Origin of the sequence: Pedobacter immunditicola, from assembly GCF_037482985.1 — a bacterium.
GTDB classification, from domain to species: Bacteria; Bacteroidota; Bacteroidia; order Sphingobacteriales; family Sphingobacteriaceae; genus Pedobacter; species Pedobacter immunditicola.
This window is the reverse complement of the sequence record NZ_JBBHKC010000009.1, coordinates 1-15618: the sequence shown is the minus strand read 5'-3', so window position 1 is coordinate 15618 and position 15618 is coordinate 1. Positions and strand designations below refer to the sequence as shown.

Annotated in this window: 12 protein-coding genes; all 12 read left to right on the top strand. The window is 42.0% G+C overall.

From position 1 onward, the window contains the following. The gene (locus WG905_RS15900) at window positions 1-717 is read left to right on the top strand and encodes a 2-phosphosulfolactate phosphatase (RefSeq protein WP_339592732.1); all 717 of its coding nucleotides are present in this window, start codon (window positions 1-3) and stop codon (window positions 715-717) included. A 187-nt stretch (window positions 718-904) separates the two neighbouring features. Then, window positions 905-1669, top strand: a complete 765-nt coding sequence (locus WG905_RS15895; protein ID WP_339592731.1) for a DeoR/GlpR family DNA-binding transcription regulator — start codon at window positions 905-907, stop codon at window positions 1667-1669. Window positions 1670-1673: 4 nt separating this feature from the next. Further along, window positions 1674-3080 carry an L-fucose/L-arabinose isomerase family protein gene (locus WG905_RS15890; RefSeq protein WP_339592730.1) on the top strand — a complete coding sequence of 469 codons (1407 nt, stop codon included), beginning with the start codon at window positions 1674-1676 and terminating at the stop codon, window positions 3078-3080. 9 nt (window positions 3081-3089) lie between these two features. Next, on the top strand, window positions 3090-3944 hold the full coding sequence (locus WG905_RS15885; RefSeq protein ID WP_339592729.1) for a transketolase: 855 nt from the start codon (window positions 3090-3092) through the stop codon (window positions 3942-3944). A gap of 9 nt (window positions 3945-3953) precedes the next feature. Then, window positions 3954-4910 carry a transketolase family protein gene (locus WG905_RS15880; protein WP_339592728.1) on the top strand — a complete coding sequence of 319 codons (957 nt, stop codon included), beginning with the start codon at window positions 3954-3956 and terminating at the stop codon, window positions 4908-4910. A gap of 62 nt (window positions 4911-4972) precedes the next feature. After that, on the top strand, window positions 4973-5917 hold the full coding sequence (locus WG905_RS15875; RefSeq protein WP_339592727.1) for a D-ribose ABC transporter substrate-binding protein: 945 nt from the start codon (window positions 4973-4975) through the stop codon (window positions 5915-5917). 4 nt (window positions 5918-5921) lie between these two features. Beyond that, window positions 5922-6557, top strand: coding sequence for a DUF2291 domain-containing protein (locus WG905_RS15870; RefSeq protein WP_339592726.1), 636 nt, complete (start codon window positions 5922-5924; stop codon window positions 6555-6557). 19 nt (window positions 6558-6576) lie between these two features. Further along, window positions 6577-8082, top strand: a complete 1506-nt coding sequence (locus WG905_RS15865) for a sugar ABC transporter ATP-binding protein (protein ID WP_339592725.1) — start codon at window positions 6577-6579, stop codon at window positions 8080-8082. 9 nt (window positions 8083-8091) lie between these two features. Further along, on the top strand, window positions 8092-9069 hold the full coding sequence (locus WG905_RS15860; RefSeq protein WP_339592724.1) for an ABC transporter permease subunit: 978 nt from the start codon (window positions 8092-8094) through the stop codon (window positions 9067-9069). Further along, the gene (locus tag WG905_RS15855; protein WP_339592723.1) at window positions 9069-10571 is read left to right on the top strand and encodes an FGGY family carbohydrate kinase; all 1503 of its coding nucleotides are present in this window, start codon (window positions 9069-9071) and stop codon (window positions 10569-10571) included. The genes WG905_RS15860 and WG905_RS15855 overlap by 1 nt, the downstream gene beginning before the upstream one ends. A 307-nt stretch (window positions 10572-10878) precedes the next feature. Continuing rightward, entirely contained in the window at window positions 10879-14130 is a 3252-nt protein-coding gene (locus tag WG905_RS15850) for a SusC/RagA family TonB-linked outer membrane protein (RefSeq protein ID WP_339592722.1), read from the top strand. 16 nt (window positions 14131-14146) lie between these two features. Beyond that, window positions 14147-15568 carry a RagB/SusD family nutrient uptake outer membrane protein gene (locus WG905_RS15845; RefSeq protein ID WP_339592721.1) on the top strand — a complete coding sequence of 474 codons (1422 nt, stop codon included), beginning with the start codon at window positions 14147-14149 and terminating at the stop codon, window positions 15566-15568. Window positions 15569-15618 lie beyond the last annotated feature (50 nt).

Here is a 15618-nt window from a genome sequence, read left to right as displayed (position 1 = left end):
ATGCAAAGAAAAATTGAAGTGTGTTTAACGCCGGCGCTGCTGGATTTATATACTATTGAGGAAAGTGTTGTTGTGGTCATTGATATTTTAAGGGCCACTTCATCTATGGTTTACGGCATTCAAAATGGTGCTGAATCAATCATTCCTGTATCAAAGGTGGAAGATTGCCTCCATTATAAAGGACTTAACTGCCTGTTGGCAGCCGAAAGAAACGGGGAAGTGGTCGATGGCTATGACTTTGGCAATTCCCCGTTTTCTTATACTCGAGAAAAGGTGCAGGGTAGAACGGTGGTCCTCACCACCACCAATGGCACCAAAGCTTTACATATGGCCAGAGCACGGGCACACCAGGTGGTGATCGGCTCTTTCCTCAACCTTGATTCCCTGTGTAAATACCTCATTAGCCAGGATAAAGATGTGCTGCTGCTTTGCGCAGGCTGGAAAGACCAGTTTAACCTGGAGGATACTTTGTTTGCAGGTGCTGTGGTTACACAACTCCGAACCAGCTTCTCTCATTTCGATGATTCCAGTGTGGCCGCTGAAGATTTATATGCACTGGCAAAAAATGACCTGCGTGCTTACCTTTCAAAGTCTTCGCATAGTCATCGTTTAATTGCCTTGAATATTGAAGAGGATGTTAAATTCTGTTTGCAGCTAAATATTTGTGAGGTCATCCCGGTGCTAACCGGTGATAAATTAATGGCATTGGCCTATTAAGCCTGTTATCCCATTTCTTTCTATTTTTGTTTGAACCATCATCCGCTCTTGCCCGGATCGGTGGGCATGAACTTTATTGTTTTTTTCTAATTCCTTCCTTTATTTGCTTTTATTTTTGTTTATTTGTTCTTGTGCTGTGCACCGCAAATATTCTTAAAGTTTAAGAAGTATTTAATTGTACCGAATTATGTTACCTAACCAAAGAAGAGAGAAAATACTGGATCTTTTAAAAGAAGACGGGTCTGCGAAGGTTGTAGATCTGGCGAAACTTTTTAAAGTGACGGAAGTGACGATCCGCCAGGATCTGGAAAAATTAGAGAAGGATGATTTGATCTTACGTGAACACGGGGGTGCCTACTTAAAAAACGTTGAAGACCAAGTAAAGGCTTTTTCGTTGGTACACCTGGATAACATGGATAAAAAAGAACTTATTGCCAGTAAATGCCTCGAATTTATAGAGGCCGGTGATACGATTATCTTGGATTCAGGTTCTACAACAACAGAAATCGCGAAAAAATTAAAAGGAATAAAGAATCTCACGGTGATTACCAATGCGCTGAACATTGCTTTAATGTTAGGGGCTGAGCCAGGTATAGAGATCATTATGACCGGCGGAGAATTTAAGCCACCAACCTTGTCGCTAACAGGACAGAAAGCCGCAGATTTTTTTGTGGGTATCAATGTTCAGAAGTTATTCCTGGCCACTGCAGGGCTTTCCCTTAAAGCGGGGCTAACCTATCCGAGTATAAGTGACCTCGTCGTTAAAAAAGCAATGATCAATGCTGCAGATATCACTTATCTGGTTGCAGACTCCACTAAAATCGGAAAAAGTTCATTCGCAAGTCTTGGTGCCTTGTCGCTCGTAGACTACATTATTACTGATGCTGGAATTGAAGATAAACACAAGAATTTATTTAAGGACAATGAGGTTGAACTCATTATAGCTGGTTAAACGGATGAAAGAAAAAGTAAGTTTAGGGGTAATTATAGGTAACAGGGATTTTTTCCCTGATAGATTAGTAGCTGAATCGCGGGTAGATATAATGGCGGCTTTCGACAAATTAAATATCAACGCCATTATTCTTGATGAATTTCAAACCAAACTTGGTGGGGTAGAAACCTTCCAGGATGCACAGAAATGTGCTGATTTGTTTAAAGCACACCAAAAGGATATCATTGGTGTGTTGGTCTTTTTGCCGAATTTCGGTGACGAAAGAGGCGTGGCCGAAACTTTAAAACTCGCAGCCCTGAATGTTCCTGTTTTAATACAGGCTTATCCAGATGACCTTGATAAAATGGATGTTGCCCGCCGCAGGGATTCCTGGTGTGGTAAAATATCTGTTTGCAATAACCTTTATCAATATGGTATCAAGTATACCATCACAAATAAGCATGTGGTCCATCCTTCGGACCCTGCCTTCGAGGAAGACCTGTTGGATTTCCTTGGCGTATGCCGTGTGGTGAAGGGCTTGCACAACGTGAGGATTGGTGCCGTAGGTGCCCGTCCGGGTGGGTTCAATACAGTTCGCTACAGTGAGAAAATTTTGCAGCGGAACGGGATTTCTGTGGTAACCGTAGATCTTTCAGAGATTTTAGGCAATGCCAATAAACTGACCATTGCAGATCAGGTGGTAAAAGACAGGCTGCAAAAAATCAGAGATTATGCCTCAACCGGACTTACCCCTCCTGATGCTTTAATTCAGATTGCTAAGCTTGATGTTGTTTTAAACGATTTTATGATCGAAAATGCATTAGATGCTACAGCCATACAGTGCTGGACTTCCCTTCAGAAAAACTATGGCTGCAATGTGTGCACGAGCATGAGTATGATGAGTGAAAACATGTTGCCTAGTGCCTGCGAAGTTGACGTTACCGGGACTTTAACCATGTATGCCATGCAGCTGGCTTCAGGTTCGCCAAGTGCGTTAGTAGACTGGAATAATAATTACGCCAATGATGATGAGAAATGTGTGTTGTTTCATTGTGGGAACTGGGCAAAATCATTTTTGCCCGACATAGAAATTAGTACGGCGCCTATTTTAGGAACCACCGTAGGTATTGAAAACACTTATGGGGCTTTATCTGGCCGTACACCTGCAATGCCTTTAACTTATGGAAGGATTAGCACAGATGATTGTCGCGGTGTAATCAAAGCTTATATTGGCGAAGGGGAATTAACTGATGATGCCCTGAATACTTTCGGTAACCGTGCAGTAGCAAAAATAAATGACTTGCAGGGACTGATGCAGTATGTATGTAAAAACGGTTTCGAGCACCATGTTGTCATGAATGCTTCAAAAACAGCAGGAATTTTAAAAGAAGCCTTAGGCAATTATCTGGGCTGGGAAGTTTACCAGCATTAATTATATCCCATGAAAACACAGGTTAAAGGAAGTATGACCGCGCAGGAACTGGAATTTAAATCAATAGCCTACCGCAAGAAAATATTAAAATACATTTATGGTGCTAAAGCCGGACATACCGGTGGCAGCCTGTCTTGCATAGATATTTTAAATGTTTTATACAATGATGTTTTAAATGTAAATCCGGAAAGCTTTAACTCCCCGGACCGCGATCGGTTTATTCAAAGCAAAGGACATTGTGTAGAAGCACTCTATGTGGTGCTGGCAGATAAAGGGTTTTTTCCCGAAACAGACCTAAACACCTTATGTCAGTACAAATCCCATTACATTGGTCATCCCACAAAAAAAGTAAATGGTGTGGAACAGAATACTGGCGCCCTTGGCCATGGCTTGCCATTGAGTGTGGGCACCGCCATTTCGGCTAAACTGGATGACCGGGATTTCCGTGTATTTACCTTGCTTGGTGATGGAGAGCTTCCTGAGGGCTCCAACTGGGAGGCTGCCTTAACAGCATCGCATTATAAGCTGGACAACTTATGCGCTATTATAGATAATAATGATCTTCAAATTTCCGGACGGATTTCAGATGTCTGCAATACAGCTCCTATAGACCTTAAATTTGAAAGTTTTGGCTGGTCTGTCCGTCATGTAGACGGCCATGATTTTGTTGCCCTTCAACGGGCTTTTCAGGACTTGCCTTTTACGGCTGGTAAGCCTAGTTTAATCATTGCACATACGGTGAAAGGTAAAGGGGTGAGTTATATGGAAAATCAAATCAAATGGCACCATGGTGTGCCTGGGGAAGATGAATACGAAATGGCCCAACAGGAACTGGATGAAGCCTTAAATATTTTAACAAACTAAATTTTAACCGTGGAAAGTGTAATAACAACAGAAAGACCTAACCTGGAAGTGTTTTCTGAAACCTTACAGGATTTAGCAAAAACCGACCGCGATATCATTGTGGTTACCAGTGATTCCAGGGGCTCAGGTAAACTTGTTCCTTTTGGAATAAAATTCCCGAAACAACTGGTGGAGATAGGAATTGCAGAGCAGAATCTGGTGGGGGTTGCGGCAGGCATCGCCTCTACAGGGAAGAAAGTTTTCGCTGTTTCACCGGCTTGTTTTTTAACGGCACGTTCTTTCGAGCAAATAAAGAATGATGTGGCTTATTCCGATAACCCAGTGAATCTGATTGGAATTAGTGCTGGCGTTAGTTACGGTGCCCTAGGGGCTACCCACCACAGTCTCCATGATTTTGCTGCACTGCGTGCTGTAAATAACCTGGTCATTGTTGCTCCGGCAGATAATTATGAAACGATAGAAGCCATTAAGTTAGCTGCTGCCTTGCAAAAACCTGTATATCTGCGCTTTGGTAAGAAACCGATGCCTCTGCTGCCTAACTTAGACTTTCATTTCGAGTTTGGCAAAGGCAGGGTAGTTAAAACCGGAAAAGACCTGGCCATTATTGCCACGGGTGAAGCGGTTTATCCCGCTTTAAAAGCAGCAGAAAAACTATGGGACGAGTACCAGATCGCGGTTGAAGTGCTGAGTATGCATACCATAAAACCGCTTGATTACCACTTGCTTCACCGGTTGTCGGAATCTTTTAAGGCGATAATTACCGTTGAAGAGCACAGTGTTTATGGTGGATTAGGAGAGGCTTGTGCTTCTTATTTAATTCAAAATGATTATAATGGTGCATTCAAAATTATCGGAATACCGGATGAATACACTGTTACCGGATCTCAAAATGAGATTTTTGACCACTATGGGATTTCAGAAAGTGGAATAACAGAGATTGCTGTAGAACTTTTAAAAATCTCCTAGAGATTTTTAAAAACAACCATTGAACCGGTTCTTTAAGGTTCGTTTTAAACCAAATGTAAATTATGAAGGGTATTGCTGTACTTCTTCTGCTGCTTTTTAGTTTCGCGACTTTCAGTTGTAAAAATAAAACCAGTCAGAATCAACCTAAAAAGATAGCGGTTATTGTGTCTACACTCAATAATCCATGGTTTGTGGTCCTCGCAGAAACAGCGGCGGCTAAATCCAGGGAGCTGGGTTATGAAGCGAAAATCTTTGATTCTCAAAACAATACCGCTTTAGAAGCGGATCATTTTGAGAATGCCCTTACTTCGGGCTACAATGCCATCTTATTTAATCCTACAGATGCCGATGGTTCTGTGGTTAATGTCTTAAAGGCTAAGAAAGCTGGTGTGGCAGTTTTTTGTATGGACCGGGAGATTAACAGTACCGTTGCGGCCACTTCGCAAATTCTTTCAGACAGTTATTCAGGCTGTATTGCCATTGGGAAGGATTTTGTTCAGAAAATGAATAAAAAGGGCAAGTATGTAGAGTTGCTGGGTTTGGTTGGCGACAACAATACCTGGAGCCGTTCAAAGGGCTTTCATAGTGTGGTTGATCACTATCCGGGATTAAAAATGGTAGCTCAGCAAAGCGCAGATTTCGACCGCAATAAAGCGATGGAAGTCATGGAGTCTATCTTACAGGCCCATCCTGATATCGACGGCGTCTTTTGTGGTAATGATGCCATGGCCATGGGTGCCTATCAGGCGCTTTCCGCATCAGGAAAGGCTCATCAAGTTAAAGTATTCGGATTTGATGGTGCTGCGGATGTGTTACAGTCCATTGGAGAAAACAAAATCCAGGCCACCGGTATGCAATTTCCGGTCATCATGGCGGAAACTGCCGCCCTCTATGCGCAGGATTATTTCAAAGGAAAACGTGATTTCCCACAAAAAGTACCCATTGGCGTAGAACTGGTTACCTCGAAAAATATAAAGGAATATTTCTCTCTAGAAAACAAAAATTAAGCTCATGGTGCGAAAATATTTGAAATACCTGGTGATCATACTTGTTGTTGGGTTAGTGCTGAAGAATACGGTTTACATCAGAAAGTTAAGTGAAGTCCACGCGGCAACACTCAAAAAAAGGTTTGATGCAGAAGGTTATGCCCACACATTCTGGAATAAGAAATTGATTCCTTCCTTAAATAAGGCCGTTGAAATTGACACTTTAATCGCCATGCTCAAAGCGCAGCCTGAAAATACCTTTAACGCTTATTCTCACGCGCTTGGCATAGGTAACCTGAAATATTTTCTTGTGAAGGGGGAAGGGAAGATACTTGCCGTCGGCGAAAATTCTGTAACGGTGCTGGTCAAGGGCGCAACCACAAAAAATGTAATTGAAATTGCTACGGAGTATGTTTATGGCAATGCAATCAGGGATGCCTCCGGGATAATCAACATGACCGAGTTTGATAATACCATGGATTTTAATGAGGTTTCTGCCGGCATTAACAAGATTGTGAGAACGAAAGTGTTGCCAGATTTTATTGCAAGGGTAAAAGAGGGAACTGCAGTGCAGTTTGCGGGTGCCATTGAATTAAACAAAAAACACCTGAGTTTAAAGGAGATCGAGGTCGTGCCGATAGCACTTAAAATAATTAATTAACTGTGATCATAGACCGTTTATGTTAGTTATAGAAAATATCAGTAAATCATTTTCGGGGGTCAAAGCACTGCAGGATATCAGCTTGTGTGTTTTACCAGGAAAAGTGACTGCCATAATCGGAGAGAATGGTGCGGGGAAATCGACTTTAATGAAAATTCTTTCCGGTGTATATCCTGAATATGAAGGGAAGATCATTTATAACGGCAGGGTTGTACGGTTTAATAATCCAAAAGAGGCCCAAAAAGCAGGTATTGCCATTATTCATCAGGAATTAAATCTGGTTGCTGAGCTGAGTATCGCGGAAAATATATTTTTAGGTCGTGAGTTGGTCACTCCCTGGGGAACGCTTGATAAAAAGTCTATGCGGCAGCAAACCAATCTGTTGCTGCAAAAATTAAAATTGAACAAAGATGCAGATACGCTGATTTCAGATTTAAAAATCGGTCAGCAACAAGTGGTGGAAATCGCCAAAGCATTGCTGACAGCAGCTGAAGTGATCATTATGGATGAGCCTACTTCTGCAATTAGTGATAGTGAGGTGGCCGTTTTGTTTACAATAATTGAAGAACTCAGAAAGGAAAATAAAGCACTTATTTACATCTCCCATAAGGTTGATGAATTATTCAAAATTGCGGACTGTTATGTGGTTTTGAGGGACGGGAGGTTGATTGAGACAGGCGAAATGAGTGCCGTAGATCCCGATGACCTGATCCATAAAATGGTGGGCCGTGAGATTGTCATGATGCAAAAGTCCGGCCTTTGCCAGGGTGAAGAGCAGCTGCTTTCTGTTAAAAATTTAAAGTTAAGAAATGCTGGTAGGGCATCTGAATATTTGCTTAAAGACATTAATTTTTCCTTAAATAAGGGAGAGGTGCTGGGGATATTTGGATTAATGGGTGCCGGCAGAACGGAATTACTGGAGACTTTATTCGGTCTGCACGCTAAAATGTCTGATGGGGAAATTTGTGTTAGCGGACAACCGTGTAAAATGAAATCGCCAGGAGATGCCATTAAATGTGGTATTGCACTGGTTCCCGAAGATCGAAAAAAAGATGGTTTGATCCTTGGGCTTGATGTACAACAAAATATCGGCATCACGACGCTTAACGGTATGGAGAAGCTGGGCTTGTTAAGCTTCAGGTCCGAATGCGAGCTGTCCGACGGATACATCAGTGACCTTAAGATAAAAACTTCTTCCGGTAAGCAGATTGCGCAAACTTTAAGTGGTGGCAATCAGCAGAAAATAGTCATAGCCAAATGGCTTGCTACAAAACCTAAAATATTGCTGCTTGATGAACCTACCCGGGGCATTGATATTCACGCAAAAAATGAAATATATAAGCTCATCATCAAATTGGCTGAAGAAGGCATGGGTATTATAGTCGTTTCATCTGAACTTCCGGAGATACTTGCCATTTCAGATAAAGTGATGGTAATGGCAGAGGGTTGTATTACCGCTAAATATTTAATTAATGAAGCTTCAGAGCGTATCATCCTGAAAGCTGCTATTCCGAAAACTATTTAAACATAAATAATGATTTTAACTGCCCATCGCCCGGTTTTAATGAAGTTTCAAAGCCTTATTGCACTATTCGTCTTGTGTTTTGCAATTAGCCTTTTGTCTGATAAGTTTCTCACCGTAGATAATGGATGGAATGTGCTGAGGCAAATTTCAGTAAATATCTGTATATCCGTAGGGATGACTTTTGTGGTGCTTACTGCTGGTATTGACCTATCTGTTGGCTCTGTATTGGCTTTTTGTGGTGCCCTTACCGCAGGGTTGTTGAAAAATGGGATTCAGTTTCCTGAAGGGGATCTATTTATTGGTTTTACGTTGTTTGGGGTAATCCTGGTCGGGATTATGGTCGGCTGCCTAATGGGTACCATGAATGGTTGGGTCATTACAAAATTTAACGTTCCACCTTTTGTGGCAACATTAGCTATGCTTACCATTGCCAGGGGGTTAACCATGTTGTATACCCAGGGTTTCCCGATTTCTGGCCTGGGCGAAAATTTCTCTTATCTCGGTACAGGATGGCTCCTCGGGATCCCGGTGCCGGTATGGATATCTGCTGCCGTTGTATTGATTGCGGTAATCATTACCAATAAAACCAGGCTCGGGAGATATATATATGCTATTGGTGGTAATGAAAGTGCTTCCAAGTTATCTGGCATCAACATAAACAAGGTTAAGATAATTGTGTATGCTATCGCAGGAGGTTTGGCGGCTTTGGGTGGACTTATTGTGACATCACGCTTAGATTCTGCTCAACCTAACGCCGGTAACAGCTATGAACTGGATGCGATAGCTGCGGTGGTGATTGGCGGAACTTCCCTTGCCGGGGGGAAAGGAAGTATATTGGGAACAGTTCTGGGTGCAATTATTATTGGGGTATTAAATAACGGTCTGGTGCTGCTCAATGTATCGCCTTTCTGGCAACAGGTGGTTAAAGGTCTGGTGATCCTGCTTGCGGTAATTATCGATAAATCGAATTCAAAATCGACTAACTAATGAATTATATCCTTTCGGTAGACCAGGGAACCAGCAGCACTAAAACACTTTTATTTGATGAAGAAGGTAAGGTTGCTGCGAAAGCTACCCAAGCACTAAACACCTCTTACTATGGTGAAGGTTTTGTAGAGCAGCAGCCCGAAGAAATTATTGAAAATGTGCTGCTCTCAGTAAAAGCATGCCTGGATGTGTTCAAAGCGTCGGGCGGTGAGTTGAGTGCTATAAAAACATGCGGTATTTCGAATCAGCGGGAAACGTTCGTGATCTGGGATCAGAATGGCACTCCTTTGTATAACGCCATTGTTTGGCAGTGTAAGCGCTCCGTGGAGGTGTGCAGTCGCCTACAACAAAAAGGTTATGAAAATCAGGTAAGAGAGAAAACCGGCCTGCTGATAGATCCTTATTTTTCCGGTACAAAACTGATCTGGCTAATAGAAAATGATGCCGGTGTAAGAGCTGCTATGGAAGAGGGTAGGGCTTATTTCGGGACTGTCGATACCTGGCTTTTATTTAAGCTCAGTGGTGAAAATAATTATTACACGGATTACACTAATGCGTCACGCACCTTGTTTTTTAATTTAAAAACCCTTAGCTGGGACCTGGAGTTGTTAGCCGCTTTTGGGCTAAGCAATATAAATTTACCGGTTATAAAACCTTCTTCTTCCCATTTTGGCTATACGAATTTTAACGGTCTGCTGCCGGCAGAAATTTCCATCACAGCAATGATAGGTGATTCACATGCTGCAGCTTTTGGAGAAGGGTGTTTCTCTCCGGGAAGTGCTAAAGCAACACTCGGTACGGGATGTTCTGTAATGATGAATGTTGGTGCCGAACTAAAGAAATCTGGCAGCGGCATGGTTTCTACCATTTGCTGGAGTACCGAAGAAAGAGTCGATTATGGTTTGGAGGGTGTTATTGTCTCTTGTGGGGCCACGGTAGAATGGTTGAAAAATGAGCTCCATCTTTTTAAGGATAGTCGTGATACGGCAACAATGGCTGTTCAGGCAATGCATAACAATGGCGTCTACTTGATTCCTGCATTCAGCGGGATGGGTGCCCCCTATTGGGATATGAATAGGAAAGCTTCTATTAATGGCTTGACTTTCGGTACCCATAAAAACCATATTGTCAGGGCTGCCCTGGAGTCCATTGCTTTCCAGATCAAAGATGTAATTACAGCTATGGAAAATGATGCTGCAACAGATTTGCAGGAATTGATGGTCAATGGCGGCATTACTGCAAATGAATTTGTAATGCAGTTTCTTGCCGATCTATTGGCAAAACCTGTGGTGGAAATGGGTATGCCAGATGTATCTGCTTTAGGTGCGGCTTATCTTGCTGGTTTATATTCTGGAATATTTAAAGATTTTGAACATTTAAAAACATTAAATCATCAGAAACATACCCATATTGCTCAGGATGGTCAACTTCAGGCATTGGATGCTTATCGTGGCTGGGTTGCGCTTTTAACCATTGAAACTTCCTCCTCTATTGAAAATTAATTCGATCTGAAAACATTTTATCCGGTATTTCAATTTTGACTAGCGGGATGACTTCTTTCTAATTTTTTCTTTTTCTCAAATAATTACCAAAAATCACTTATTTCTGTTTAATTATTCGATTATATGCAATTTAACTGCATTCAGTTAACTAATCGAAATTAAACGAAGAAATAGATAAATAAAAATGATAATTATAGTAAATATATAGTGATTAATATTTAAATTGCATTAGCATTATTCCGATGATCGCGTTTAAACGATCATCCTGTAATGTGACAGCTAAACCAAGTATTAAACCTATTTATCTATGAAAAAAAACCTGCTTCATAGGGGATGCTTTTGTGTTTTTAAACACAAAACTAATTCACCAGCAATTAAATGTATGATGCTCTTTGCTTTATTGTGCTTAACCAAAGTAACGATAGGGGCAGAGGCCGGTGATATGCACCGTAAGTTTGTGAGACTCGATTTCAAAGAAGTTAACTCCCTGATTGATGTAAAAGTTAAAGGCAAGGTCCTGGATGAAAAGGGTGTACCTGTACCTGGAGTGACCGTTAAAGTGGAGGGAACAAATCTTGGGGCCATTACGAACGGTAACGGGGAGTATGAAATTACCGCACCTGAAGGTGCTAAAATCACTTTTTCGTATTTAGGTTACAACAGTGAAACTATCACTGTTGGTTCTTCTGCTATCCAAACTTCTAATATCAATTTAACTGTTAATACTGCGGGCAAGCAGCTGAACGATGTGGTCGTGGTAGGTTACGGTACGCTGAGTCAAAGGGCAGTAACAGGTTCCATTTCTACCGTAAAATATGATAATTTCAAAGACAGGTCTTTTAACAACGTCACCCAGGCCCTCGCAGGTCAGCTGCCGGGAGTAAATATTACCCAGGGTCAAGGTTCGCCGGGTTCTTCACCGATCATAAAAATAAGGGGAACCAGCTCCATAACTGCAGGAACGAATCCATTGTATGTTGTAGATGGTTTACCCCTTGAAAATTTCAACCTGAACTTAATCAATACACAGGATATCGCGTCAGTGGATATCTTGAAAGATGCATCTTCTACCGCAATTTACGGCTCCAGGGGTGCTAACGGGGTAATCCTGGTCACTACCAAGCTTGGAAGACCCGGACAAACTACCATTAGTGCTACTGTAGAATATGGTGTACAAGATGTGTTGCGCAGGCTTGAATTGATGGATGCACAGCAGTACATTCAATATTATGTGGATGCACACAACAATGCGTGGACAGCGGCAGGTGGAAATGCTTCCGATCCAAACAGTGTTCGTGGATCAGCCTATAAAATTCCAGAAGATTTCACCACTAATCCTGCACAATTTGGCGTGGGTACAGACTGGCAGGATGTGATGTTCAGAACTGCGCCATCCAGAAATGCGCAGTTATCTGTATCCGGTGGCACAGAGAAAACGCAGTTTATGTTTTCTGCGGGATTACTGGATCAGGATGCTGTGCTAGACAGAAATTATTACAAACGACTTTCCCTGAGGTCAAATATCAAACACCAGATTTCCGATCGTTTTACGGTAGGAACCAATTTATCTTTTACCGGAATTTTTGACCGTACGGGTGGTACAGCAGGAAAAAGTGATGTAGTGAGTCTTGCCTTGCAAAGTGTCCCTATATTTCCGGTCTATAACGAGAATGGTAATTTGGGTTTCAGAGATCCCAATTCAACATGGTATCGTTTTGTGCCCTATAGCGACCTGATTATATGGCATCCTTATTCCCTAACCAGGGAAATTAGTCAGCAAAACAAAACCTTTAACACCCTTGCTACAGGATTTCTGGAATACAAAATTCTTGATGCGCTGAAGTTCCGTACCAGCCTTAATGGCAATATGTCTAATGGCCGTGATCAATCTTACAGGAACAAAAATCAAAAGTACGGTTACTCCTCCAACCTGCCTGCTGAAGGATTTGCAGGCTCCATTTATTCCTTAAACTGGCTAAATGAGAATACCTTAACTTACGATACAAATTTTGGTTCGCATGGATTAAATGCATTAGTTGGTTACACTTCCCAGCACCAGCGTGATGAATATGCGTCTTTAACGTCAACTAATTTTCCCAATGACCTTGTGCCAACCCTGAATGCGGGTACAGCAAGTTCAGGAACCTCGACTGCCTCGGAGTGGTCTATGTTATCCTACCTGGCGAGGGTAAACTATAATTACAACCAAAAATATTTCTTAACCGGTACCATTCGTAGGGATGGAAGTTCACGGTTTGGAACAAATACCAAATGGGGGTATTTTCCTTCTGTTTCCGCAGGCTGGCAAGTGTCAGATGAAGATTTCCTGAAAGATGTAAGTTGGATTAACAGGTTAAAACTTAGGACAAGTTATGGCGTTGCAGGTAATAACCAAATACCAAACTATGGTCCGGTGAGTCTATTAAGTTCACTGAATTATGCTAGTGGCAGCAGCCTTGCTAACGGACTAACGGTAGCTAACATTTCTAATCCGGATCTTAAATGGGAAAAAACAAACCAGTTTAATGTGGGGGTGGATTTGAGTGTTTTTAATAACCGTGTTAATTTTACCGGTGAATACTATAACTCCATCACCAACGACTTGCTTTTAAATGTTCCAGTTCCTGATATCACCGGTTTCGCAACGCAGTTAACCAATATTGGCAAGGTGAAAAACAGTGGTTATGAATTTAGCCTGGCAACTAAAAACACTGTAGGGGCGTTTAAATGGACTACTGATTTTAACCTTTCGTATAACCGCAATAAAGTGTTAAAACTTGGTCCAGGTAATGCACCGCTTATCTTCACAGATTTTGTGGTAACGGTAAAAACAGAAGTTGGGCAGCCGGTATCCAACTTCTATGGATATATATTTGACGGGGTATATAACAACCGGGCTCAAATTGATGGTTCTCCACATGATGCAGGTGCAACGCCGGGGGACCCAATTGTAAGGGATGTGAATGGCGATGGGGTGATTAATGCCAATGACAGAACCACAATAGGTAATGCACAGCCTGACTTTACCTCGGGCATCACCAATACTTTTACCTTTAAGGGATTTGAATTTTCCTTTATGTTCCAGGGTTCTTTTGGTGGGGAAATTGCCAACCAGCTAACCCGGTATAACGGCATCTGGAATGGGGGAAGAAATGCTTATGCTGAAGTCGCCAATTATTGGAAATCAGAAAGCAACCCTGGAGATGGCAAGCATTTTAAGCCTTCAGTCAATCCTTCAGCGCTGGTACAAAGTTTCTCTAATTACTGGATCGAGGACGCGAGTTATGTAAGGTTGAAAAATATCCGTTTGGGGTATACGCTTCCTGAAAAATTCATTGAACGTACCCCGGCGAAAGGTGTGCGGTTATATGTAAATGCGGAGAACGTACATCTTTTCAGTAAGTATAAAAACTACGATCCGGAGAATACTACTTATGCACCTACAACGCCATCGGCTACTGCTTCTTCCGCAGTTCCATCAGGTGCTTTTGTGGGTGTAGATTATGGATCTTACCCGGCACCACGTGTGATAACCTTTGGCGCTAAAGTTGATTTTTAAATTTAATAGGAAAAAAATGAAGACTATACAAAGATTTTTAGCCATGGCCTGCTTATGCATGCTGGCTGTCGGATGCAAAAAGTCATTTCTTGAACTTGCACCCATCTCAAATGCTAATGCTACCAATTACTATAAAACACCAGCGGATTTTGAGGTGGCGATGAATTCTGCTTACGCCACCTTATATACTGTCTATGCCCCCGAGGGAGCTGTTTCTTATACGGAGTTAAGGTCCGATAATGCTACTTTATATAGTGTGGCAGGTAACCAGGCGGATAAATGGGCATTCAGAGATTATACCATTCAATCCAGCAATACCCTTGTTTATCAGTTTTGGCAGGAAAACTATAAGGCCTTGTTTAATGTGAACACAGTACTTGATAAAATACAGACTGCCGGACTTGATGAAGCTTTTGCCAACCAGGTAAAAGCAGAAATGATGTTTTTAAGGGGCTTATATTATTATAACCTGGTTCAGTTGTACGGAGATTTGCCTTTGGTAACCAAAGTGCTGACCGCTGATGAAAGTTATGCCGTTCTGCGTTCTTCTGAAGCAGAGGTGCATGCACAAATAGTGAGCGACCTGACCTTTGCAGCTGCTAACTTGCCGTTGGCAAATGCAGTAAGAGGAGCAGGTAAAGCATCTAAAGGTGCTGCAGCAACCTTATTAGGTAAGGTCTATTTGTTAATGGGCAATAAAACTGCTGCTGCTCAGACTCTTCTTGAAGTTTATAACAGCGGGCAATATAGCTTACTCCCGCAATACGCTTCTCTTTTTGGGCCTGCTGTTAAAAATACAAAGGAATCAATATTCGAAATTCAATTCATTGGTGGTTCGGCAAGCAGTCCATTTAGCCCTTACTGGACCGCTTTTGCTCCGGTAAACAATGGTGTAATTACCAAATATGGTGGTGGTATAAACCAGGTTACTGACGATTTATACAATGAATTTGAAGCAGGTGATCCAAGAAGGGATGCCTCCATCGCTACAGGATATACGGATGCAAAGGGTAACTTTGTGGCCATCAAATTCCCAAAGAAATGGATGGATCCAACAGCGGCGGTGAACGGTGCACAGGAATTGAGTAACAATAATTTTATGGTCTTAAGGTATGCAGATTTGTTACTCCTGTTAAGTGAAGCAACCGGTGATGCTGCTTATTTAAATGCAGTCCGGGCAAGAAGTAACCTCGGTGCTTTTGGGTCGGCGACTTATCCTACAGCAACCTATCCGACACTTGATCGCGCCATAGAGCATGAAAGAAGAGTAGAGCTAGCTTTGGAATTCCACCGGTTTTTTGACTTAAAAAGAAATGGCCGTGCGGTACCTGTGCTTACAGCTAAAGGGAAACCTGCTACCGCGCAAAAGCTGCTGTTGCCAATTCCACAATATGTCATAACTCAAAATAATGCCATTACGCAAAACCCTGGGTATTAATAGGAAGTTGCTGAAGTTATATTAACCAAAAGAAGAGCCTGTGATCAATT